This window comes from Cetobacterium somerae ATCC BAA-474, from assembly GCF_000479045.1.
GTDB classification, from domain to species: domain Bacteria; phylum Fusobacteriota; class Fusobacteriia; order Fusobacteriales; family Fusobacteriaceae; genus Cetobacterium_A; species Cetobacterium_A somerae.
In genome coordinates, this window is the sequence record NZ_KI518126.1 from 1 (window position 1) to 23,162 (window position 23,162).

Annotated in this window: 20 protein-coding genes and 1 riboswitch; of the genes, 16 read left to right on the forward strand and 4 right to left on the reverse strand. The window is 25.4% G+C overall.

Features of this window, described 5'->3' with window-relative positions:
* From HMPREF0202_RS05460 to blaOXA, 3 genes are all read left to right on the forward strand, one after another.
* The coding region (locus HMPREF0202_RS05460) for a hypothetical protein (protein WP_023050046.1) at positions 1-241 on the forward strand (241 nt) is incomplete at its 5' end.
* A gap of 43 nt (positions 242-284) precedes the next feature.
* Positions 285-755, forward strand: a complete 471-nt coding sequence (locus tag HMPREF0202_RS05465; RefSeq protein ID WP_023050047.1) for a hypothetical protein — start codon at positions 285-287, stop codon at positions 753-755.
* Positions 756-811: 56 nt separating this feature from the next.
* A complete protein-coding gene (gene blaOXA, locus HMPREF0202_RS05470) occupies positions 812-1,609 on the forward strand; it encodes a class D beta-lactamase (protein ID WP_023050048.1) in 798 nt (265 codons plus the stop codon).
* 14 nt (positions 1,610-1,623) lie between these two features.
* Here the strand turns inward: blaOXA and HMPREF0202_RS05475 are convergent, their stop codons facing one another.
* Positions 1,624-2,670, reverse strand: coding sequence for a hypothetical protein (locus HMPREF0202_RS05475; protein WP_040406523.1), 1,047 nt, complete (start codon positions 2,668-2,670; stop codon positions 1,624-1,626).
* Between the two features lie 209 nt (positions 2,671-2,879).
* Here HMPREF0202_RS05475 and HMPREF0202_RS05480 point away from each other — a divergent pair, with 209 nt between their 5' ends.
* A complete protein-coding gene (locus HMPREF0202_RS05480) occupies positions 2,880-3,089 on the forward strand; it encodes a hypothetical protein (protein WP_040406525.1) in 210 nt (69 codons plus the stop codon).
* A gap of 63 nt (positions 3,090-3,152) precedes the next feature.
* On the opposite strand, the gene HMPREF0202_RS05485 is transcribed toward HMPREF0202_RS05480, so the two are convergent.
* Positions 3,153-4,661, reverse strand: coding sequence for a hypothetical protein (locus tag HMPREF0202_RS05485; protein ID WP_023050051.1), 1,509 nt, complete (start codon positions 4,659-4,661; stop codon positions 3,153-3,155).
* Between the two features lie 228 nt (positions 4,662-4,889).
* On the opposite strand from HMPREF0202_RS05485, the gene HMPREF0202_RS05490 reads away from it, so the two are divergent.
* Together HMPREF0202_RS05490 and HMPREF0202_RS05495 are read left to right on the forward strand one after the other, a co-directional pair.
* Positions 4,890-6,602 carry a hypothetical protein gene (locus tag HMPREF0202_RS05490; protein ID WP_023050052.1) on the forward strand — a complete coding sequence of 571 codons (1,713 nt, stop codon included), beginning with the start codon at positions 4,890-4,892 and terminating at the stop codon, positions 6,600-6,602.
* An 11-nt stretch (positions 6,603-6,613) separates the two neighbouring features.
* The gene (locus HMPREF0202_RS05495) at positions 6,614-13,978 is read left to right on the forward strand and encodes a discoidin domain-containing protein (RefSeq protein ID WP_023050053.1); all 7,365 of its coding nucleotides are present in this window, start codon (positions 6,614-6,616) and stop codon (positions 13,976-13,978) included.
* Positions 13,979-14,039: 61 nt separating this feature from the next.
* Here HMPREF0202_RS05495 and HMPREF0202_RS05500 read toward each other — a convergent pair whose 3' ends face one another.
* Both HMPREF0202_RS05500 and HMPREF0202_RS05505 read right to left on the reverse strand, forming a co-directional pair.
* Complete coding sequence (locus tag HMPREF0202_RS05500; RefSeq protein ID WP_023050054.1) at positions 14,040-15,044, reverse strand: hypothetical protein; 1,005 nt, start codon at positions 15,042-15,044, stop codon at positions 14,040-14,042.
* A gap of 23 nt (positions 15,045-15,067) precedes the next feature.
* Positions 15,068-15,817 (reverse strand): 5'-methylthioadenosine/adenosylhomocysteine nucleosidase, encoded by a 750-nt coding sequence (locus HMPREF0202_RS05505; RefSeq protein ID WP_023050055.1) that lies wholly within the window; start codon positions 15,815-15,817, stop codon positions 15,068-15,070.
* A gap of 81 nt (positions 15,818-15,898) precedes the next feature.
* A riboswitch (purine riboswitch) is annotated at positions 15,899-15,995 on the reverse strand.
* A 147-nt stretch (positions 15,996-16,142) separates the two neighbouring features.
* Here HMPREF0202_RS05505 and HMPREF0202_RS05510 point away from each other — a divergent pair.
* From HMPREF0202_RS05510 to HMPREF0202_RS05555, 10 genes are all read left to right on the forward strand, one after another.
* On the forward strand, positions 16,143-16,712 hold the full coding sequence (locus HMPREF0202_RS05510; protein WP_023050056.1) for a helix-turn-helix domain-containing protein: 570 nt from the start codon (positions 16,143-16,145) through the stop codon (positions 16,710-16,712).
* Between the two features lie 177 nt (positions 16,713-16,889).
* A complete protein-coding gene (locus tag HMPREF0202_RS05515) occupies positions 16,890-17,297 on the forward strand; it encodes a hypothetical protein (protein WP_023050057.1) in 408 nt (135 codons plus the stop codon).
* Entirely contained in the window at positions 17,284-18,471 is a 1,188-nt protein-coding gene (locus tag HMPREF0202_RS05520; protein WP_040406528.1) for a toxin-antitoxin system YwqK family antitoxin, read from the forward strand. The genes HMPREF0202_RS05515 and HMPREF0202_RS05520 overlap by 14 nt, the downstream gene beginning before the upstream one ends.
* 258 nt (positions 18,472-18,729) lie before the next feature.
* Positions 18,730-18,975 (forward strand): hypothetical protein, encoded by a 246-nt coding sequence (locus HMPREF0202_RS05525; RefSeq protein WP_023050059.1) that lies wholly within the window; start codon positions 18,730-18,732, stop codon positions 18,973-18,975.
* The gene (locus HMPREF0202_RS05530) at positions 18,965-19,363 is read left to right on the forward strand and encodes a hypothetical protein (RefSeq protein WP_023050060.1); all 399 of its coding nucleotides are present in this window, start codon (positions 18,965-18,967) and stop codon (positions 19,361-19,363) included. Before HMPREF0202_RS05525 ends, HMPREF0202_RS05530 begins: the two co-directional genes overlap by 11 nt.
* Positions 19,356-19,850, forward strand: coding sequence for a DUF2628 domain-containing protein (locus tag HMPREF0202_RS05535; protein ID WP_023050061.1), 495 nt, complete (start codon positions 19,356-19,358; stop codon positions 19,848-19,850). Before HMPREF0202_RS05530 ends, HMPREF0202_RS05535 begins: the two co-directional genes overlap by 8 nt.
* A 1-nt stretch (position 19,851) precedes the next feature.
* Positions 19,852-20,778, forward strand: a complete 927-nt coding sequence (locus HMPREF0202_RS14695) for a toxin-antitoxin system YwqK family antitoxin (RefSeq protein WP_023050062.1) — start codon at positions 19,852-19,854, stop codon at positions 20,776-20,778.
* Between the two features lie 26 nt (positions 20,779-20,804).
* Entirely contained in the window at positions 20,805-22,274 is a 1,470-nt protein-coding gene (locus tag HMPREF0202_RS05545) for a hypothetical protein (protein ID WP_040406530.1), read from the forward strand.
* Between the two features lie 9 nt (positions 22,275-22,283).
* Entirely contained in the window at positions 22,284-22,928 is a 645-nt protein-coding gene (locus HMPREF0202_RS05550; RefSeq protein ID WP_023050064.1) for a hypothetical protein, read from the forward strand.
* A gap of 1 nt (position 22,929) precedes the next feature.
* On the forward strand, positions 22,930-23,162 hold a 233-nt coding region (locus tag HMPREF0202_RS05555), incomplete at its 3' end, for a hypothetical protein (protein WP_023050065.1).

The following is a 23,162-nucleotide window of genomic DNA, read 5'->3' on the forward strand; positions in this document are numbered from 1 at the left end:
TATATTTGAAATAAAAAAAAGAGAAAAGATGTCAAAGTCTTCGATATATATTTTAAAAATAGATTCAAATAAATTTTTAACTTCCAATACATTAATTGAATTTTTAAAGAAAAAAGATTTGAGAAATGAAGTTTTAGAGTTTACATTAGAAGAAATATCTAGATTGATAGAAAGAAAATTATCAACTAAATATGAATTTATGGGGATGTATAATCCTAATTTTCCTAAAGAAATAAAATAAAAAATTATTAGTATATATAAGCTAAATTAAGGATAGGTAACAAATGATTGAATTTAAGAACAAAGATGATATAAAATATATAAAAGTTATATTAGATGATTATCAAGAAAATTTTTTATTAGAAAGTAAATTAACTATAAAGGGTATAGAAATTAAAGTTAAACAAAGTTTAATTAATGAAAAAATTTTTAAATCTATAAAAGAAATTAAAGTAATTTCTTTAAAAAATATAAAAAATTATGAAGATATAAAAGATAGTATTAAAGTAAATAGTTATACTGCTATTGGAATCCACGTAAGATGGGCGTTAACTAAAGATATCAAACCAATTACAAAAATTGATAAAATATTTGAAATTTTAAATAATGTAAATGCTTTTTATAATGATTATGAATTATACTTTAAACCTTTTGGAGTAGTTCAATTTATTAATACTAAATTAGATATAAATATAAGTTTTAAAAATAGCGAAGAATTATGTGAATATATAAAAAAACATTTTAGTATCTGTTAAATTAATAAGTAATAATGTATAATAAATAACAAGAAAATTAAAGGAGTTAATTTATTATGAGAAAAAGAATTTTTTATTTAATAAATATTTTTTTTATTTTATCGTTACAAATATTAGCATTAAATTTTACAAATAGTGAAAAGGTTGAGCAAATATTTCAACAAAATGAAGTAAAAGGAACATTTGTAGTTTATAATCCTCAAAGTAATAGTTTTATAGGATATAATGAAAATAGAGCAGAGGAGCGATTTTATCCAGCATCTACTTTTAAGATATATAATTCTTTGATTGGACTAGAGACAGGAGCTGTAAAAAATGTGGATAAAGTTTTTTATAAATATAATGGTGAAAAAGTATTTTTAGAGAGTTGGGCACAAGATTCTAACTTAAGATATGCTATAAAAGTTTCACAAGTTCCAGCATATCAACTTTTAGCTAAAAAAATTGGAATGAAAAAAATGCAAAATGAAATTAATAAACTAAATTTTGGAAATAAAGAGCTAGGAGAAAAAGTTGATCAATTTTGGTTAAGAGGACCTCTAAAAGTTAGTGCAGTAGAACAGTGTAAGTTATTGGCTAAATTAGCTAATAATGAGCTTCCATATTCTAAAAATAATCAAAAACAAATTCAAGACATAACTATTTTAGAAAGTACAAAAGATTGGACTTTACATGGAAAAACTGGCTGGGCAACATCAAACATAGAAATACCTGTAGGTTGGTTTGTTGGTTGGGTAGAGAAAAATGGACAAATTTATAGTTTTGCTATTAACTTAGAAATGAAAGATGGAAAAAATTTATTCAAACGTGAAAAAATTGCAAAAGAATCTTTAAAGTCTTTAGGTATATTATAAAAAAATCTTCCCGTCTAAAATTTAGAGCGGGAAGAAAATTTATAAAGTTTTCCTAATTTTCTATAAAAAAAATCTTTTCTAGTTAAAGCTCCCTTGATAAAATATTTTTTAACTGGAAGATAGCATTTTAATTCTTCTAAATATTCATACGAATTCCAAGTTCCAACTTTAATATTCTTTTCATAATAACCATTTTCAAATGAATTAAAATACTTCCCATTTTTTATAATAATTTCATCTGTAATTTTGCCTTGAAAAACCTCTTCTAAAGTTATTATTCCCAAATGATGAATATGAAAAAGAAAATAGTATTTTCCATTGCTAAATAAAACATCATCACTATTAAGATATTTTATAAAATTTAAATTATCAAGTGAATAAATTTGAAAATATTTTTGAAGATTAAATCTTTCATAATCTTGAGGAAAAACTTCATATTTGTTAAATTTTTTTTTATCAGGCTGTTCCTCTTTTTCAATAGCATTAAGAGTATTCCAATCATAATTATTAAAATTTATGATCTTATAATACGGAGTTAGTTTATCTAATTCTTTTTTTGCTAAATTAACATTGAAGTTTTTAATATTTGCAATTTTACTATTTAGTTTATGAGAGGTTATAGTATTAAATGTTTTAAAGAATTCTGTAACTTCATCCTCTTCGTACTCATCTTCTTCCATATTTAAATTGGTAAGAGAATATCCTTCTAAATAATTTTTATCATCTTTAGAATAAATAATAAAAATCTCATTAACACTATCTTTATTAGTATCATATAAAAATACATCTTTAACTTTTGTTTTTATATTTTGTGTATCTAAAACAATAGGTTTATTATTTTTATTTATTTCAAAAGTAATATTATATTTATTTTTAGTTTTTTCAAATTTAAGAAGTCCGTTGACAGTTGTAATTTCATTTTTAAATAATTCTAATTTCAAATTTGGGTATATCGTATTTCCATGTAATTTAAATGGAGTTAATAAAATTAAAAACAGTAAAATTAGATATTTTTTTTGAAAATTTTTGATTAAATTAAATTTTGATTTATAAGTTTTCATAAAACCCTCCAACAAAATATCCATTGAAATTTATCTTTGAATTTATGAGAATTATAGCACAAAAATAAGAGGAAAAATCAATAATAAAAAAATAAATTTTCACGTAACACATGTGTTACATAAAAATTAAAAAAACTAGTTTAATTAAATTTGACTTTGAGAAAAGTGAGAGCTATACTTATAATATAGCAGATAAAGGGAGGTATTTTATGAAGAAAGTATCTAGTTTCATTTTATGCTTAATTATAGTTGGTTATTATTCATCTCAAAATAAAAAAAATCAAAAGTTAAAAAATACTAGAAATCAGTTGGCATATGAATACAGTGTAAAAACTGATAATTTAAATAATAAATTGATATATGAGTATAATCTAAAAGATAATAACTCAAATAATAAATTATTATATCAATACAAATAATAAAAAACTGTTAACAATTTTTAATTTTTGTTAACAGTTTTATTTTTTTATTAATAAATTTATTTATCGATAATCTTGACAAACAATTAATTCACAATTTATTGAATTTGTATTCAAAATAATCTTTTGTTCAAGGGATGGAGATTTGTCAGAGAAAAAAGCAAAGTTATTAGTAGATGAGACTCTACCATATGCCATTCCAGCCTCGTTGCCAGAAGAACCTCTATTAACTCCAGCTATAAAGAAGATATGAGTGTTAAATTGCTTTTTAACAGGTATTAAAGCATAATTCACACCATCTAAATTAATTATTTCAGGAAAATAACTTTCAGCTAAAATTTCGACACAAATTTCAGAAGAAGCATCAATAGCAGCTAAAAAACATTCTTTCTCAAAATTAGTACTAATATTTTCTAATCTAACTAAAATATAACCTACATATTTATTTGGGGGAACAACAATATCTTTAGAACCCCAAAATATATAAGGACCACCACTTTTCCAACTATTAATGCCTCTATTTGAAGTTTTGAATAAATCATATCTAGATTTAAAAATTAGAGATTTTTCATTAAAAGATGGTGAATTATTATCTTCTATAATTGCTCCAGATCCAATATTATTTTTATGAATGATTGTTGTATTCCAATTCCCACTAGGTTTTGTATAAAAGAAAGAGTTAGCAATCATATTTTGTTCTTTAGAATCACTATTTATACTCCAAGTTCCACCTTCACTTCCGTTGATAACAACACCCTTTGTTTTTCCTTTAAAAATCATATCTCCATCAAAAAATTGATATCCATTTAACATATAACCAACTTCAACATTTTCAAATCGTATAGATTCTTCAATGTTATGATTAAATTGACACCCTGTAAATGAAGCATGGGAATTATTAGGATAGTTGATTCCATCAGTTGTTCCACCTACAACTCTAGCACCATTTTGATTTCTGTTAAATTGGCAATTAGATGCCATATTATTTCCACCACCAGTAAAATATCCAATGTAATTTTCTCCAGCTATACATCCATTTAATTGAGAGTATTCACCTCTAACGTCATTTTTTATACCAATATAGTTTTTATAAGCTTTAAAATTATTTAAAATTGGTATTTTATAATATTGAGGAGCTGATTGTGCACCAGTATTTTTAATTTTTATACCAGAGTCATTACACCCACTAGCAGAACAGTTATTTAAGGTAACAGATAAACATCCGTCTAAATACCACCCAACTTGATTTCCTTTTATTGAGGGTCTTATGATTTCATTATTTCCAAGAACATGAATATTTTCAATGATACAATTTACATTAGAAAGAATTCTAATGATATTACTGTTTAAGTTGCTTTTGAAAATAGTATTAAATTCCCCTCTTAAAAAGGTTCCATTGGGTATATTTAAATGGGTTATCAAATAAGTTCCTGTAGGAACTTTAATCTCTTCTCCTATATGCGAATCAATTATATTTTGGATTAAAGAAGTTTGGTCAATACTTCCATCTTTAATAATCTCTTCAAAATAATTAAAATTATTTTTGTTATCATCATACCAAAAAATTTTCATATCTAAATACCTCCATGTAATAAAAATTCAAAATTGTTATTGATATAATAATAACATTTTATTTTAAAAAAGTTTATATAAAATTTATATGTTTTAGTACAATCCTTATTAAATCAATATTCTTATTGAAAAGTTAGAGGGTTAACTTGTCAAATATAATAAAAAAGTTTGACTTAATTTATATCGTTATGTAGAATTGTTTCATATAAGTTTTAAAAAGGAGGGGAAATGAATAAAGAACTAATTAAAATTTCAAGTGCGTTAATAGCAGATGGTGAAAACTTTTTACAACATATAGTTGATAATAATATGGATACATTATTTCTTTCAGTAGCAGATGGAAAATATCCAAAAGATATTTATTTTGAATTTCCTGAGAGTATTGTTTTAGATAGGGTTGATTTTTTTACAAATCATCCAACAAATGATGATGGAAAAATAACTAAATATGAGATTTTATATAAAAATAGCAGTTCAGCAAAAGAATGGAGAAGCATATATGTTTCAAATACATATAGTTCTAAAGGTATTAGAATAGCTAAATTTGAACCAATTTTAGCTAAAAATATGTGTTTAAGAATTCATGCTTCATCTTCGAAAAAAGTAGCAATAAATAATATTGAATTTTATATAAGAGAAGACTTAAAAGAGAAATTATTGGAAATCTTTGAAGATATAGATTGTAAAAAAATAATAGAAAGTTATTCTTTAAAAGATATAAGAGAGTTTAAAATCAATAATAAGGATTATAATTTTATAGGAGAACTTTGTGAAGTTGGAAAATATATTCGTCTAAATGGAGCTATAGAAACAGTAAAAACTATAAAAATTCAAGGAGTTGAAAAGGACATTTCAGCAGAAGAATTCTTTGAGAATTTAAAGAGTAATAAGCCATTAGTAATCACTCCACTTAATATCTTTGTAGAAAAGCAAAGAGAACTTCTTTTGGTAACAGATAAATCAACAGATATTTATATAATAAATGAAATTGGAAAAGATATCATATGGAAAAAAGAACGATTAGGAAAGGGAATGAATATAATTTATTCTAAAGATATTTCTGGAGATCTTTATTTAATTAATAATAGAGTAGATTTAGAAATGGTTGTTTATAATCCTATTGAAAAAACAAATTTTAAATTAGGAGACAATAGATTTTCACAAGTTTTAAAAGATGAAAATTTAGATAAAAATATTTTTGTAGCAGGAAAGAGTTTTAATGCTAGTTTATCTAAAAAGTGGATAGTTGAAAATTTTAATGAAAGTGAATTTATTCAAAGCATTGAAAATTTAGATACAGTTTTAGATTATATTTATTTTTTAATGGAAAGAACAGATGTATACAGTGAAAACATAGTTCCATTTAAAACATTTTTTATACAAGGAAAAAGCATAGATAGAGAAGCTAGTTATGAGAAAGTAGATTTAGGAAGTTATTTAAGTTTTGCAAATTCTCCAGAAAAGTTTTTTAATAAGAATATTCAAAATATTATTAATGAGGATTTTTGTAATGTAATTAGAGAGTTATTTATCAATGAAAATATAGTTGGCGTTGAAGTTTCTAAAGTTTTTAAATTTTTATTAAAACAAGAATTATATATAAGGTATTTAAGAATACAACCAGAGGTAGAGGATGTGACTTTAAATATTTGGTCTAAAATTAGATTAGTTCATGGAACAGAGAGATTAATTCCTAAATTAATTAGAGGAGTAATCGAGCCTACTTTAGATAATTTAGTTTTAGTTGCTTCACAAATATTAGAGAGAAATCTTTCAATATACTTTAAAGAGGTATACTCTTTAAGTGAAGAGACTATTCAAGGATGTGAAAAGTATCCATCGCTTCATGTGGATATAAATTGGATAACTTATGAAAATCAGAGAGAATATCAATTAGAAGAGGTAAGAAGGTTTAATGAAATTTTAAGAAGAAATCAATAGGAGTTGAAAATATGCTAAAGAATAGTTATACAAGAAAAATTATTGAAACTTTAAGTATAGTTGATAGAATAAGTTTTTTATGTGATGAAGTTATAGAAAAAGTTATTTTAAAATATTTAGATGGATATGGAAATGAAAGGACTCAAGAGTTTGCTGTGGAACAAACTCAAAATCTAATAACAGTAAGTTTTGCTAAAACATTAGTTAAAGAGTTATCAATTGAAATTTTAGGAACTTTAGAAGTTAGAGATATTGAAGTTAATAGACATCCTATAGAAAATTTTAGTATTAATGAAGATATAGAAAAGAAAATATCATATGAAGCTTTAACAGTGACTTCTTCTGCTGTAGAATCATCAAAACCCATATCAAGAGCCTTTGATGGCAACTTAAATACAGAAGCTCAATTAAAAAAATATTCAAATTACGGTTGGGTTCATATGGTGTTATCAAAGGAGAAAGTAATTGATTGTGCAAGAATTTTGAGTTATAGAAGCAGTACTTCAGGATTAATAAAGCAGTTTAAAATTTTAGTAAAAAATCCTATGGATGGATTATGGATTGAAGCTGGAACTTATGTTACTGAAGAGTTTAAAAATGAATGGATGACAATTAAAACATTACCATACTTAACTAAAGAGGTTACGTTAATAGTTGAAGATTCAGAAAATAAATGGGCATATATAAATGAGATAGAAATATATAACTATTCAACTCTTGAAAGAGATATTTTAAATTTATTTACTGATGAGTCTTTGGTAGATATAAAATCTGAAGTTACATATTGGGATATAGTTAGATTAAAAGAAAGAGCTGTAAATACAGATTACTATAAAGAACTTTTAAATAAAGCATTAGAAATATATTTAAGTAAAAGGACTCCAGCAACTTCAAGATTAACTTTTGAAAATTTAAAAGTAATTAACAATTTAAGGTTTAGAGCTTCTGGAGAAATGGAGTTATATAATATTGAGTATGTAAATTCAGCAGATGAATATATAAAAATATCTATACCAATAATAGAAAGTGGAGAAATAAAAACTTTAAACATTCCTAAAATTTTAGCTAAAGAGGTTTATATTGAAATTTATGGAGTGAATAGTATTGAAGATGTAATATATGAGGAATATCCTATAGATGGCTTTGCTTTAACTGAAGATAGTGAACGAAAAATCTCAAGGGAAGCTTTAAATATAACAACATTAAATGAAAACTCAAGATTTCCTTTAACTAATATGTTAGATGGAAACGAAAGATCTGAATCACATATGAGTGGAACTTATAGTGGTCATCATGACTATAATTTTAAAATAGATAGTTTAAAAATAATTGATAAGTTTAGAATTTTAAGTACAAGATTCAATCCTAGTTTTACATCAGGTTCTATAAAAAGATTTGAAGTTTTTAACAGAGATTTAAGTAGTGAAGAGTTAGTATCTTTAGGAAGTTACACTGTTGAGGAGTATAATGATGAGTGGCGTGAATTAAACTTTACACCAGCCTTAACAGATGAAATTATTTTAAGAGTATACGAGTCTGATAGAAATTGGATATGCATAAATGAAGTTGAAATATATCAATATAGTCTTTTAGAAAAAGAGATAAAAGGTTTATTTTTAGATTCTAATTTTATATCACTAAGAGCTAATGTAACTTATTGGGAGATACAAGAGTTAAGAAAAAGAGCAACAAATACTAAAGAGTATATAGATCTTTTAAATATAGCTGAAGAGTTATTTTATAAGGATAAAACACCTACGACTTTAGAATTAAATTTTGAAAATTTAAAAGTTATAGATAATATTCAATTTAAAGTAGATGGGATTATAGAAAAAAATTATATTGGATATTTAAATACGCAAAATGAAAATATAAAATTAATAACTCCATTAGTTCAAAATAATGAAAATATAATAATTGATACCTCTAAAATTTTAACGAAAAATTTATATATTCAGCTTTATGGTGTAACACAAATAAGAGAATTAACTTATAATGAATATCCATTTGAAAATTTTGCAATAGTAGAAGACATAGAGAGAAAGTTGTTAAAAGAAAACATAACGATAACTACATTAAATGAAAACTTAAGTTTTCCACTAACTAATATGTTAGATGGAAATGAAAGATCTGAATCACATATGAGTGGAACTTATAGTGGTCATCATGACTTTAATTTTAAATTAGATAGTTTGAGAATAATTGATGAGTTTAAAATTCTAAGTACGAGATTTAATCCTAGCTTTACTTCTGGTTCTATAAAAAGATTTGAACTTTTAGGAAAAGATTTAAGTAGTAATAGGCTTATATCTTTAGGAACTTACTCTGTTGAGGAATATAATGATGAATGGCGTGTGTTGAAATTTGCTCCAGTCTTAACAGATGAGATTATATTAAGAGTTTATGAGTCTGATAGAAATTGGGTATGTATAAACGAAGTTAAAATATTTAATTATAGTACCCTGGGAGCACAGATAGATTATTTATTTGCTGATAAGTGGCAGACAACTTTAAGAAGTGATGTAACTTTTGAAGAGATAAAGAGATTATCTGATTTAGTAACAGTAACTCAAGAGTATAGAGACTTAATTAATAGAGCTTTTGAACTATATTATGATGGAGTACCTCCAAAGTGTATAGAAGTTGAGTTTGGAGAGTTAAGGATATTTTCTGAAATAGAGTTTGATATTATTGGTAAATTAGAGAAAATTATTTTAAGCTACTACGACACGTATAATAATTTACAAATTAAAGATTGCAATATTAATATTTTAGAAAATAAAGGCACAATAGTTCTTAATGGATTTGCTTATACAAGAGGAATAAAATTAGATGTTTATGGTGCAAGAGATTTAGCAGATATAAAGTTTAAAGAACACCAGATATCTGAGTTTGCATTAGCAGAAGATTTAGATCAAAGATTAACATATGAGCAATTAGCTGTAAATTGTAATAATGTACATGAAAGTTATCCTCTCTCAAATATGTTTGATGGAAATGTAAGAACAGATTTTCGTTCAAGAGCTTTTAGTAATAATCTAGATATAAATATAAAATTAAATGAGGCATCAATTGTAGATGAGATTGGAATCACTAGTTTTAGATTTGATAGCCCAAGTGGAGTAACTGGACTTATTAAAAAAGTACTGATATTGATAAAAGACACAGTTTCTAAAAAATGGTTAGAGTTTGGGTATTTAGAAGTAGAAGATTTTGTAAGAGAGATGCATATTTTAAAAAATTCTCCATATTTAACAGATGAGATATGTGTAAGAATTTTAGAAGCTGATAGAGGTTGGGCTTTGATAAATGAACTTGCAATAAATAAGTATAGTTTATTAGAAGCTGAAATAAAAAATCTATTTACAGATGAAACATACGCAGCATTAAAAGATAGTATAACTTATGAATTAATTAGAGCATTAAAAGAGAGAGCAAGTAACTCAGAAGATTTAAAAGAACTTATAGCTAAAGCATTAGAGTTATATTTTAAAAGAAAAACTCCAATTTTAGAGGCAGTTCCTGTGGATAAAAATATTATTTTTGATAGAGTTGATTTAGAATTTACAGGAAATTTAGAAAGAATAGTATTTGAATATGAAGATAATTTTGGATGTAAGATTCAAAAAATATTTGATTATTTAGATCAAGACAATGATAGATTTAGTTTGAATTTACCTAAAATACATGGAGAGAATGCTTTAGTTAAAGTTTATGGTGTTGATTCTATTTTATCAATTAATGCAAACACTTATTCTTTGAAAGAGGTTTCAATATATAACGATGTAGAAATCTATATTCCAAAGAATGAGATAACAGTAACAGAATCAGATCCGACCTCTAACTCATACTTAATAGAAAGAGCTTTTGATGGAAATATGAATACAGAGTATCGTTCAAAATCATTTAGAGATTACTCAGATATTACAATAAAACTAACAAAAGAAACACTTTTAGAGAAAATAAATTTATATAGTTTTAGAAGTGCTAATCCTGGAATAGTAAAAGGATATTCTATTTTTGTAAAAAACATTTTAATGGATGAGTGGGTAGAGTTTGGAAACTATTCTAATGAGGAGTTTATTAATAACTGGTCAACAGTAAAGAATAGTGCATATTTAACAGATGAGATTAAAATAAGAGTGACTGATGCAGAAAGTAATTGGGTTTGTATAAACGAAATTCAAATTTGTCCTCTTAATACATTGAGATGTGATGTGGATAGATTATTTAAAGATAATAGTTTTATGGAGTTAAGAACGGGTGTAACTTTAGAAGAGATATTAGGTTTAGAATCTTTAATAAAAAAAGATTCAGCTCTTATAAAGAAGATTCAATTAGCTAAATTTTTATTTGAAAGTATTGAATCAGAGGAGTTTGATATTCCGTTAAAAGAAGTAAAAATCTTTGATAGAGTAGAGTTTATAACAGAGGGAGAGATTTCTAAAATACATTTAAAATATGTTGATACCTATGGTTACAAAAGAGAAAATGAAGTACCATTTGAAATAATTGGTGATAATGTTTTAATTAATTTTGAAAAAATTATGACAGATAAAGCTTCTATTGTAATTTATGGAAAATCTCAAAGTTATGGAATTCAAAAAATTTATCAAGTAAAAACAAATTCATATAATTTAGAAGAGTTTGCAATAGATGAAGATATAGATGTTAGACTTCAAAGAGAAAGTTTCACTATAAGAAACTCAGCATTAAATGGTGGATACAATGATATAGAAAAACTTTTTGATGGAGATTTAATAGGACAGGTTCACTTTAGGAAAACACCAGGAGCTTATATATACTTAAAGTTAAATAAACCAATGCTAATTGAAGCTGGAAGAGTTATGAGTTATAGAAATGCTACATCAGGATTTTTACAAAAATATAAAATATCTTTAAAAAATAGTTTTGATGGTAGTTGGGTAGACTTAGGAAGTTTTGAAAGAGGAGAATATTTAAACAATTGGTTAGAAATAAAAGGAGACAAATATTTAACAGATGAAATCTGGATTGATTTTGAGCAAGGGGAAAATAACTGGACACTGATAAATGAATTAGAAATATTTGTTTATAATATTTTAGAGGAGAAAATAAATAACTTATTTAAAACTTCTGAGTGTTTAGAGTTAAAAGATACAGTAACACTGGATGAAATAAGAAATCTTTTATCTAAAGAGTTGTTCAAACAAGAGTATATAGATAAGTTAATTTTAGCAAAAAAACTTTATATAGAAAAAGCATCACAACCAATAGAGTTTCAAATAAAAAACAGTGAATTTTTAATAGCTAATGGTTTAGAAATAAAATTTGAAGAGTTACCAGAAAAAATCTTAGATATTTCTGTATACTATAAAGATTCTTTAGGAAATAAAAAAATAATAAAAGATTTGAATTTAGTTACTGATTTAGAAAATCAAAAGCTTCTTGGAGAGTTTGGTGAAAAGATTTTAATAGAACCTGTGATTCAGTTAGTTTTAGATGAGGATGAAAAGTGGAAAGTTAAATCTGGAGATTTTAAAATAGTAAATCAAAAAAATTTATATAATAATGAAGATATTTCAGATATTTATCCAGTTGATTTAATAACTCTTGAAACTTCATGTGTGGAAAAAACTGGATTAGAAAATATTTTAGATGGAAATAATGAAACTTACTATGAAAATTCAGAGTTAGGAGAGGTTATATTTAAATTCCAAAACCAAAAAATATTTAATAGCTTAACTATTTTAAGTGAGGTAGCAGGTCAAAGTACTGGAAAAATTTATAGTGCTTCAATTTTCTATAGAAGTGAAAATCAAAACAATTGGGAGAGACTAGCAAATTATGAAAATAGTTCACCAACTTCGTTAGTTAATTTAGAATTTGCATCGATATTAGCAAAAGAGATACGTATTATTTTACAAAAGACAGTTGAAAATAAAGTTATTTTAAATAAAGTTGAATTCAATATCTATAACAAGTTTAATGAAATTGTTGAAAAAATGTTTGAAGATAAAGAGATGTTTACAAAACTAAATTCAAACGTAACAAAAGATTTAGTAGGAAGACTAAAGTCAAAAACATTGTCATCTACGAGTATTATTTCTACAAAATTAAAAATAGCTGAAAATATTTTAGACAACAACAACAACATAGGATACGATATTTTTACATTGAAAGCATTAGAATATGATGTAAATTATTATTTTTCAAAGCTACAAACAAGCACTACAGGAAGAGCTTATCCTACACCTTATTATATTTATCCAAATACGAATCAGATATTTATAAGTAATAAAGACCTTAGATTAGAGTTAAGTTTAGCTGATCATAAACCTTTAAGTGAACATACATTTTATATTAAAAAAGGAATTAATATAGTTAACTTAGGAGATAAAACAGGTCATGTATTTATAAATGGAGGAAGTAAAGGTGGAAGAGAAGAGGAGATAAGACTTTACACAACTGATGAAGTAACAGGATTACATTATAAATATGGATTTACAACTGAAGATGAGTTCTACAGTAAAGAAAGGAACTTAACATATAAAGAGGATAATCATGTGAGTTCAAATACAGCATATATTGAAGGAAAGAATTTTACTTCAGCAATAAGATATGATTGGTTAAGAGAGAATATTCCTTTAGGAACTTTAACAGATAGAGTAAAAATCTTAGATGAGTTTTTAGATTTTTTATATTATATAGCAGAAGCTGGGACATATTTTGAAAATGCAGTACCATATAGAAGACTTATGTGGGAAGGAGGAACAGCAAATCCTCATGCAGGAGGATGTTATGCAGGAGCCTATACAGCATATTCGAATAATCCATTGGCAATTTTAAACAAAGGTTTATCAAACTTTGCTTCGTCATGGGTTGTTGGACATGAGGTTGGGCACGAGATGGATTCTAATTATCATATGGGATTATTTGGAGAAGTTATGAATAACTGGTTTGCAGAGGAAGCAAGAATTAAATATTTAAAAAATCCGAGATGTGCTCCCGAATTAGTAAAGATTGCAGATACAGAGATTTCAATTTATGATATGGGATTCTTTTATAGGTTGGCATTCTGGATTAAATTAAGATTGTATTATAATGATGGAGATTTCTTTGTGAAGTATCATAATATAATGAGACATTTACCTATTGAATTAGAACCATTTAGTATTCCAGATAGGTTGATGATAATGTCGTCAATGATTATTGGAAGAGATACATCTGATTATTTCTTAAGACATAAATTCCCAATAACTGAATCAGCAGTAGAGATATCTAGTAAATATCCTAAATTTACTATAGACATAACTAAAATAAATTGGGATAATCAAGAGGAGTTTAGAGAAGAGGAAAAAAATAGAATTTATCAAATTTATAAAGAAAAAGTATAAAATAATATTAAACTTTTATTGAAAAAGAGCCTCTTTTTACAGAGGCTCTTTTTATTTGATTTTACTTATAATCCCCTTCCATAAATCTATAGAAAGCAGGGTTTACCCAAATCTCTTGAGTCGTAACTTTTAAGTTTGATCCTTTTTTCATAAAATCAATGAAAGCTTTTGAATTTTTAGGAAGAGTTAGAACATTAGCTTCAAAATCTCCATTTTTAACTAAATGAGATATTAACATTTGATATCCCTCAATTTTATCTGTTTGTATAAATGGTTGCCACCATGATTTATAAATTAACCCCTCTTGATCTTTAGAATCTTTTTTTGCGTAAAGGTCAATAAGTTTTGTAAATTTAATTTTATCGTTATTATTTGAGAATTGGAATTTTAAATCGTACTCTGTAGGAGTAACAACAATTTTTCCATCTTCTAAAATAATGTGAGTATAGTTTGGAGCTCCCCAATTTGGATTATGTAAGAAAGCAGAGGTCTTAGGTTCTAGTTGAACTTTGGCATCAACACCTTCACCCTTTAAAAGAGCTATTAATTGTATAGCGTGTGTAATATCATTATGCCCATAACTTACTGAAAGGTTTTTATCAAAATTAGCATAGTTATTGATATTTTTTAGATTATAGCCAGTCATAAGTCCATTAGCTAAAGCTACATTTAATTTTTCAAGTAAAAGATTATCTTTTGCAGGAACAACATTATTCCATTTTACTAAAACTTTTTCAAAAATATTTTTATCAGAAATATTTCCTAAAGAGTTTTCATTGTTATCTAAAAAATCAGAAACATATTCTGTAATACTTGAGTAATTTTTTTGGTTAAGCATTTCCACTGAAGTTATATTTAAATCAACTAAAACTGCTTTATGTGAAAGAGATTCAGAAGATTCAGTTTTAATATTTTTATAGCCTTTTAAACTTTTTTCAATTTTTTCTTTTGGATAAGTTTTTGCTAACTCTTGAAGTTTTAATTTTTCAATAGCTGAACTAGGTTCAGTAGCAGCAAAAGCTGTTAGATTTAAAAGTATAAGAGTAAGTAAGATTTTATTTTTCATTGTATTGTCCCTCCGAATTTTAATTACATTTGTGTAAGCATAGTCATTACAATTTTAGCAGAGTTATCAGCTGCAATTGTAACAAAGTCATTATAATTCATGTGAGCACTACCATCAGCTTTATCAGACATTGATCTAATAACTACAACAGGAACTTTATATAAATTTGCAACGTGAGCTACAGAAGCACCTTCCATTTCAACAGCCCATGCACCAAAAGTTGTTTCTAGTGATTGAACAGTAGCTTTATCAGCAATAAATTGGTCTCCTGTAGCAATTGTACCAATATAAATTTTATTTTTTCCTAAAACTTTTTCTGCAGAGTTCTTTGCAATTTTAATTAAAGTTTCGTCAGCTGAAAATTTTGTATCTACTGAACCAGGAACAGCACCTTTTTTAGTTCCAAAAACTGTGGTATCATAGTCGTGTTGAACTAAATAATCAGAGATAACTACATCTGTTATATTAAGATTGTTGTTAATCGCTCCAGCCACTCCAGTAAATATGATTTTATTTACATCATACTCTTCCATGGCAATAGTTGTTGACATAGCAGCATTTACTTTTCCAATTCCAGATTTAAAAACTACAACGTCTTTATTTTCTAATTTTCCTTTATAGAATGTAACAGAAGCTTTCTCCTCTTTTTTTACATCTTTCATTTGAGAAAGTAAAATTTTAATTTCAGAGTCCATTGCTCCAATTATAGCTATTCTTTCAGCTAAAGTTAAAGTAGATGTCAATAGTGTTAAAAGTAGTGTAAGTTTTTTCATTAAATTCTCCCCATTAAATAATTTTATAGAAAATAAAAAAAGAGCATATAAATCCTATGGGAATATATACTCTCATTATTAGCGATTATATTTATCCCTCATAGAGAACTATTTACGGTAGTTCGTAGAAACTCTTGGCCAATCCCAAGTATATATGAGTTTAATTGTGATTTTTATAACTTTTTCTTTCTAAGAAAATGATATCATAAGTTTTTTAACAATGCAATAAAATAATATTTTTAAATGTTGAAATTGGCGTATAAATACATTAGAATTAAGACACATTATATAAAACAGACATATTTATTAAGAGGGGGAGAGATTGGTGAAAGCTGAATTTATTGTAATTCAAGATAAATTAAAAAGTGCTAGAAATGTAAAAAAAATCACACAGAGGGAATTGGCTGAAATTTGCGATATTTCTGAAAAGACTATTCATAGAGCAGAAAATGAGGCAGAGAAGGTAGAGTTTGAAACACTTCTATTAATCGCTCAAAAATTAGAGATAAAGATTGAAGGGTATTTACATAAAAAAGCTTTTTCTTTAGATGAAACTTGGAGTTTAATGGAAGAGATATCTAAGGGGTATATATTAAAAGTTCATCCAGTTAATTTTGATATAGAAAAATTAGATATAGTTATAAGAATAGTTGAAATTCTTGAAAGAGATTTAAAAATAGAAACTAATTCAATAAAACTTAGAGCACAAAGATCTTTAATTTTAGAAAATGAAAAATTAAAAGAACTTGGTGGAAGAGGGTATTATAGTGTATTTATAGAGGATAATATGAGAGTATTAAATTTATATTTTCTAAACAGTAGTTCTAAAAAAATAAAAAAGGATGAAGAGAGAGAATACATTGAAGTTTTTAAAGAGTTAGAAATGAAGTTTTAAAACTATAGATATAGCATGTCGTATTTATATTAAAAGAAGTTAGATAAGTGTCAATTTTAAGTAAAAAAATGTCGGGTGCTAGGGATTGTTAAAAAGGAAAATAAGTTATAGAATAGGTTCATTAGAAGAAAGGGGGAGAGCATTATAAATAAAATTATTTTAATTATCATATATATTTTGTTTTTATTTACAATTGATGCTTCACCAATTGAGTTTGAAGATAAAAGTATAATATTAAAAAATGATTTTTATAGTATCGAAGCAGTCCAGATAAAAGAGAATAAAATAAAAATATACAAAGAGGTTTCTAAAGAGCTTGGGCTTCAAATTAAAATCGATTTTGATGATGAAGAAGTTCCTCAAGAAATTTTAATTTTAGATGGAGGAGAACAGCTATCAGCAACTATAAAAAATTATGAGATTGAAAGTTTATATTTAAAGATAGGAGATACTAAAAAAATAGTTAAAAAAGAGCAGATTGATATGACTATTATAGAAAATATAATAGAGGAGATAAAATCTCCGTTTTTTATAGATGAATTATGGTATCGAATTCAAGAGAGGGAAAGAGTTGAAGAAAAATAATATGTTTTTAAGAAGAATTGAATTAAGTAGTGAAGAAGGATACTATTCAATATATTATTTAAATAATGATGATGAGATAGAGTATTTAAATATTTCTTATAATAGTTTTATTAACAAGGATGAAGATGAATATAAATATATAGAGTATTATTTAGATAATGAATATGCTCTAGAGTACTGGGAATTTTCTTCAGAGAATGTGGGAGTTATTAGAAGTATTTTTAATGAATCCTCTTATGAAGATATAACTTTTGATATAACTCATAAAAACATAATAAAGATAGAAGTTTTTGAAAATGCTACAAATAACTTAATGTCTCAGCGAATTGTGACACCTAGTGGATACAATACTCTTGTTATTAATCCAGCTTTAAAGGAGTACTGTGTAGAAAATTTTGAATTTGTAAAAAATGGTTATCGTTATCTTTATAATGAAAAGGATGTTTTACTAGAAGAGCAGGAGTATTCTAATGGTGAAATTGTTGGGACTTCTAAATATTATTATGAGGATGGAAGTTTAAAATTTTTAACAAATTTAAATCAAACAATAGAATTTTACGAAACAGGTGAATTAAAAAGTAAAATATATAAATTTAAAAAGTTTTCAAAAATTGTTGAATATTACTTAAATGGAAACTTGATGAGCATAGGAACTCTCAATAATAGTAATGAATACATTGGAATGGGATGGACTTTTTATGAAAATGGTCAGTTGAAAAAGATTTGTTCTTATGTGGATAACTTAATAGATGGAGAATATAAAGATTATTACAAAAATGGAGTTATAAAAACTGATAGTTTTTATACTCTAGGAAAAGAAAATTGTGAGTTTAAAAGCTATTATGAAAATGGCCAAATAGAATGTATCATAGACTTAAAAGATGGAAAACGTTGTGGAAAGTTTTTTAAATATTATAAATCAGGTCAGCTACAGGATGAGACATATTATTCTAATAATGCCCCAATAAATGATTCATTACTTTATTATGAAAATGGAAAAATTTATGCTAAATTAGCTTATCAAAATGGACTAAGAGTTGGAATATCTCAGTGGTTTTATGAAACAGGAGAGTTACAATCAATTAGTAAATATGATTTAATTGATGGATACTCGTACTTAAATTATTCAAAATCATATTATAAATCAGGAGGGATAGAGAGTTATGTTCAATAGGAGGATGCTCTTTGTGAACATAATCAAGATGACTATTCATACAATATTATAAAAGGATATGAAAACTTAGATATTTCTTATTATGAGAATGGAAATTTAAGAAAAAAACAAAAAATAGTTGGAGAAAATAAATACTCAATAGAGCGTTATAATGAAAATGAAATCCTGACACAAAAAGGAACTTTCTTTAGAGATACAAATGTATTTTATTGGATAGGAGAGCTACTGACATTTAATCAAAATAAATCTTTAAAAATAGTGACAAACTATTCAGAGGATGGAAAATTTATAGATACACAAAACTATCTTAATGAGATTTTAGATAGTACTACAATTTATTTATCAGATGAAAATATATATAGATTTATAAGTTATTATCCCAATGGAAATATAAAGGAAGAGGGATATTATATTTACGAAGATAACTATAATAACGATATCTCTTGGATAGGAAATCATAATTTTTATTCAGAAGAGGGAGAATTAATAGAATATGAAAAATAATATAAGTTATTATACTAATGGTAATATGAAAGAAGAGCATGGATATGACGAAGATGGCAAATTAATATTTTCTAATTTTTTTAAAGAGAATGGGAAGTTAGATTATAGCTTAGATTTTGATATTAAAAATAGAGTTGTTGAAAAATTTATATACAATAATTCTGGAGATTTAATGTATCAAGAATTTAATGATTACGATGAAGATAATTATATAAGGGAGATATTTACATATTTAGAAGACGATTCTTTTATAGTGAAAGTCTACAAAGTTGGATATAAAGATTTATTATTTGGATGGGATGAAATTATAAAAAAATATGATTCTATAGAAATAAAATACTATAATAAATATGGGCAGTTTCAGAAAAGGGAGAGTATAGATGAGTAATTATATAAAATCAAATCAAAAAAATAAAGAGTTTTTAGAAAATAATGAAGAAAAATTATTAAAGTATATTGATAAAAAAGGAGAATATTATCTAAATATTTTTAAAGGACCAAAAAATAAAACTAATTTTTGTGCCTTATTTCTAGGTCCATTATGGATGGGTTATAGACAGATGTATTTTGAAACTTTTATTATTGGTTGTTGTGTTACTTTATTAGGTTTTTTAGCAATGATGTATGAGTTTTTTTCTTTAACAGCTATCTCTACCTCTACTATTAGAGGTTTAAATTATGCTTTAATGGGATTGATAGGATTTTTTGGTAACTATATCTATTTTTTATCTTTAAAAAGAAGGATAACTAAAGGTGATGAAAAAATAGGAGTTTCAAAAATAGGAATTTTATATGGATTTATTTTAGGTGTTTTAATGCCAATGGCTATCGCAGGAGCAACTGGAGTTATTTTAATGCTTTTATTAGGGGATTAATATGAAAATTTCAAATAAAAAATTAATAATAGGAATTAGTATAGCTATTTTTATATTTTTAACATCTTTTACATCTAAAATTAAAAGAAGAGAGGGATATATAGGAGTATATCCCTCTCTTAATTTCAAGATGAGTAGTAATAGTACAGAGGGGACTTTATATGTTGTTCTTGGAATGACTTTGGGACCTTTAGCAATTCCTATATACATGGTGGATAGGACCTCATCATTTATATATGATACTATTCTTTTTCCTATAGATACATACAGAGATTATAAAGCTAGTAATGGAAAATTTATTGAATACTATGAGGAGGAGTTTAGAGTTGAGTGGATTGGAAGAGGAAAAATAAAACCACTTTACACTGATAAAAAAAGGTTGGAATATACTTTAAAAAATGGGAAATATGTGGGTGAATACTATGAGTACTTTGAGAATGGTAGTATCAAAGAGTTTTCCAATTGGAAAGATGGAGAGTTAGATGGAGTAAAAAAAACATATTACTCACCTAAAGAGATTCAAACAGATGAAGTTTGGAAAGATAACCAATTGCTATCTTTAGTTTATTATGATTCCACTGGTAAGATACTATATAAAATCTTAAATGATGTACCTTTAAATATATTTTTAAAAGAGGAGTATGAGCATTTAAAAGATGTTACAATAGTTCAAGTTTTGAAATATGACTCTCCAATTGTCTTTGATATTAATGGAGCTAACAGTTTTGGAAGTGGAACATGGATAAAAACACAAAATTTTAAAAATAATAGATTGGTTTACGAAGTTATGGATACTTATGATGGCGATAAAAGAACAGGGTTTAAAGAGGTTGAGTATTCAGAAAATGGGGATATTATTTATGAATATGTTTTAAGTGAAGAGGAAGAAAACGAATTATATAAAAAATTTTATAAATCTGATAATTAAATAATAATTTATAGAAATGAGGGGAAATGGGAGAGCTTTTAATAATTATATTTTTTATTATTTTGTGCTATCTATGCTATGTTTATGATAGCTTTTATTCTGAACCAATGACTAAGGAAAAATTAGAAAGTATTAAAGAAACTAGGGAGATTTTATCTAAAAAAGATTTATTTCTATTGAATGGAATTTACAAAAATATATTTTTATTAAAAAATAAGGGAATTGTAAATATTTTAGAGGGAAAGGTCAAAAAAAAAGATAGAAGCTTTCGTGGGAAATATGGGATTAAGTACACATATTCTTTTGATTATATTAACGATTGGAAAATAAATACTTTTAACACTTACTTTATAAATAAGAATGAATTCTTTTTAAAAGAGAATGAAGTTGTAACTTTAAAAGGAGTTGTTGCTTTAGGTAGTTTTTATGTTATTGAGATAAATGGATTTAATATTTTAGATTATGTTAAAGAGATTAAAAGTTTTCCAAGTGAAATAGATAAAACAGATCCAATTTTTAGCAATTTTATTTTATCTTTTATATTTTTATTTGCTGCTTTTTTTAATCCCTTTTCAAAATTAACGACTGTGTTTACTTTGTGCGTTCTGGGGTGTACTATTATTTTCAACTTAAGAGGTATGCTTTTTTCAAAATTATATGAAACTGGAGATAAACTATTTAAGATAGAGTATTTTCCAACTTTTTCAATAGATGATGTTATAACAAACGGAAGATTAACTACTAGAGTTAGCCGTCTTAGATGTATTGAAATATCTATTATATTAACTTTAATAGTTTGCTTAATTTTTTCATTTAAAGCTTTTAGAATTTATACTGATGGACTACATAGAAATACTAGAAAAGAGATAATTATTGAGGAAAGCAAAGAGTATAGTTTTTCAGATTTTGAAATAGGAGATAAATTAATTTTAAAAAATGTTCAGGTTATGTCAGATGAATCTACAGGAATAATCTATCTTTTAAGAAGGGAAAACTCCAGTGAAGATAATAAGATAATGACTCTTCTCAAAGAACTTCCATTATATCCTTTTAGAAATGAAAGTGTTATTCAAATATCTGACGTCTATGATTTTTATGAAAAAGAGATTGAGTTTTTAAAAAAGTATAGAGAGGTTAGAAAAAATGATTTTATGTTTAAAATAGATTTGATACCCGAAAATATAAGACGTTACTATAGCTTTTCAAATGGAGGTGTCAGTTACGATTTATTAAAAAGAAATTCAAAACAAATTTTAAAATTTATAAACGGAACGGAGTTTAGTGCAGTAGGGATTATAACGAAAAAAAATAAAATGACTGAAGTAATAACGTTAGATGCCTCTAAAAAAGATTTTAGTGAAAAGGAGTTTCAAAATTTAAGAGTGATGTTTAAACTTTATATTTTAATCACTCTGTTATATTTATATCTATTTTTTACGTATCTATATAAATATTGGTTTATAAAAAATAAATTAGAGATGACTGAAGAGTTTTAGGAGAGATAGATGAAAAAAATAAAATTTATTTTATTAGGAACTATTATTTTTATTTTTTTTAAGATTTTCCTCGGTTATGAAAAAAATCCACCTGAGATTTTTGGAGATACTATTCGTTGGAAAGGGAGTACCTACATTATCTCTCAGGGAGGACATAAAGAGGGAAAAAGAATAGCTAAAGGAGATGGATTTTCCCTATTTAGCGTAGGAGATCCAACGGAAACTTTTGTAGTTTACAGATCTTTTTTAGATAATGCACTCTATGCGAAAGAGGACTTTAAGATACCTACAGAAGGACAAATAACTAAAGTATCTTGGGGATATGAGCTTTTTACTGCTAAAGATTTGTGTGATACTATTTCTAAAGTATTGGAAGAGAGTAAAAATTTAGAAATAAATAGATATGAATCAGAAGATCCACTTTTTAGATTGAAACCAGGTTTAATGATGAGAACTTTATATGTTGCATATGAAGATACATATGTTCCAACTAAATATAAGGGGGAAATAGGAGTTATTAATGGGAAGTGGGCAATAACAACTGGTATTGAAGAGGAGATTAGTGAGAATAAAGTCTTATATAAAGCTAATTATATTCTTATTCCAGAAAATTATATAAATGTTTTAAAAGATTATTTTAAAATAGGGGTGTAGCATGAATAAATTTTATTATAAATTTGTAATATCTATGATTTTTTTATTTCAATTGAATTTATATGGAGATTCAATTCACAAAAACTTGGAATTGGAATTATATAAAGACGAAACAATAAAAATTAATGGAATTTTAAAATTTCAAAAAAATAAAAATAGATATGATATTATTTTTGAAATACCTGAAAAAAATTCAAGTGTAGTTTTAGATACTTTAAATATAAAAAAAGAGAT

Coding starts and splice junctions, on each gene's coding strand:
- HMPREF0202_RS05535 (WP_023050061.1), top strand. CDS start 19,356: ATGAGTAATTATATAAAATCAAATCAAAAAAATAAAGAGTTTTTAGAA.
- HMPREF0202_RS05485 (WP_023050051.1), bottom strand. CDS start 4,661: ATGAAAATTTTTTGGTATGATGATAACAAAAATAATTTTAATTATTTT.
- HMPREF0202_RS05465 (WP_023050047.1), top strand. CDS start 285: ATGATTGAATTTAAGAACAAAGATGATATAAAATATATAAAAGTTATA.
- HMPREF0202_RS05480 (WP_040406525.1), top strand. CDS start 2,880: ATGAAGAAAGTATCTAGTTTCATTTTATGCTTAATTATAGTTGGTTAT.
- HMPREF0202_RS14695 (WP_023050062.1), top strand. CDS start 19,852: ATGAAAATTTCAAATAAAAAATTAATAATAGGAATTAGTATAGCTATT.
- HMPREF0202_RS05505 (WP_023050055.1), bottom strand. CDS start 15,817: ATGAAAAAACTTACACTACTTTTAACACTATTGACATCTACTTTAACT.
- HMPREF0202_RS05530 (WP_023050060.1), top strand. CDS start 18,965: ATGAAAAATAATATAAGTTATTATACTAATGGTAATATGAAAGAAGAG.
- HMPREF0202_RS05490 (WP_023050052.1), top strand. CDS start 4,890: ATGAATAAAGAACTAATTAAAATTTCAAGTGCGTTAATAGCAGATGGT.
- HMPREF0202_RS05545 (WP_040406530.1), top strand. CDS start 20,805: ATGGGAGAGCTTTTAATAATTATATTTTTTATTATTTTGTGCTATCTA.
- HMPREF0202_RS05500 (WP_023050054.1), bottom strand. CDS start 15,044: ATGAAAAATAAAATCTTACTTACTCTTATACTTTTAAATCTAACAGCT.
- blaOXA (WP_023050048.1), top strand. CDS start 812: ATGAGAAAAAGAATTTTTTATTTAATAAATATTTTTTTTATTTTATCG.
- HMPREF0202_RS05475 (WP_040406523.1), bottom strand. CDS start 2,670: ATGAAAACTTATAAATCAAAATTTAATTTAATCAAAAATTTTCAAAAA.
- HMPREF0202_RS05550 (WP_023050064.1), top strand. CDS start 22,284: ATGAAAAAAATAAAATTTATTTTATTAGGAACTATTATTTTTATTTTT.
- HMPREF0202_RS05495 (WP_023050053.1), top strand. CDS start 6,614: ATGCTAAAGAATAGTTATACAAGAAAAATTATTGAAACTTTAAGTATA.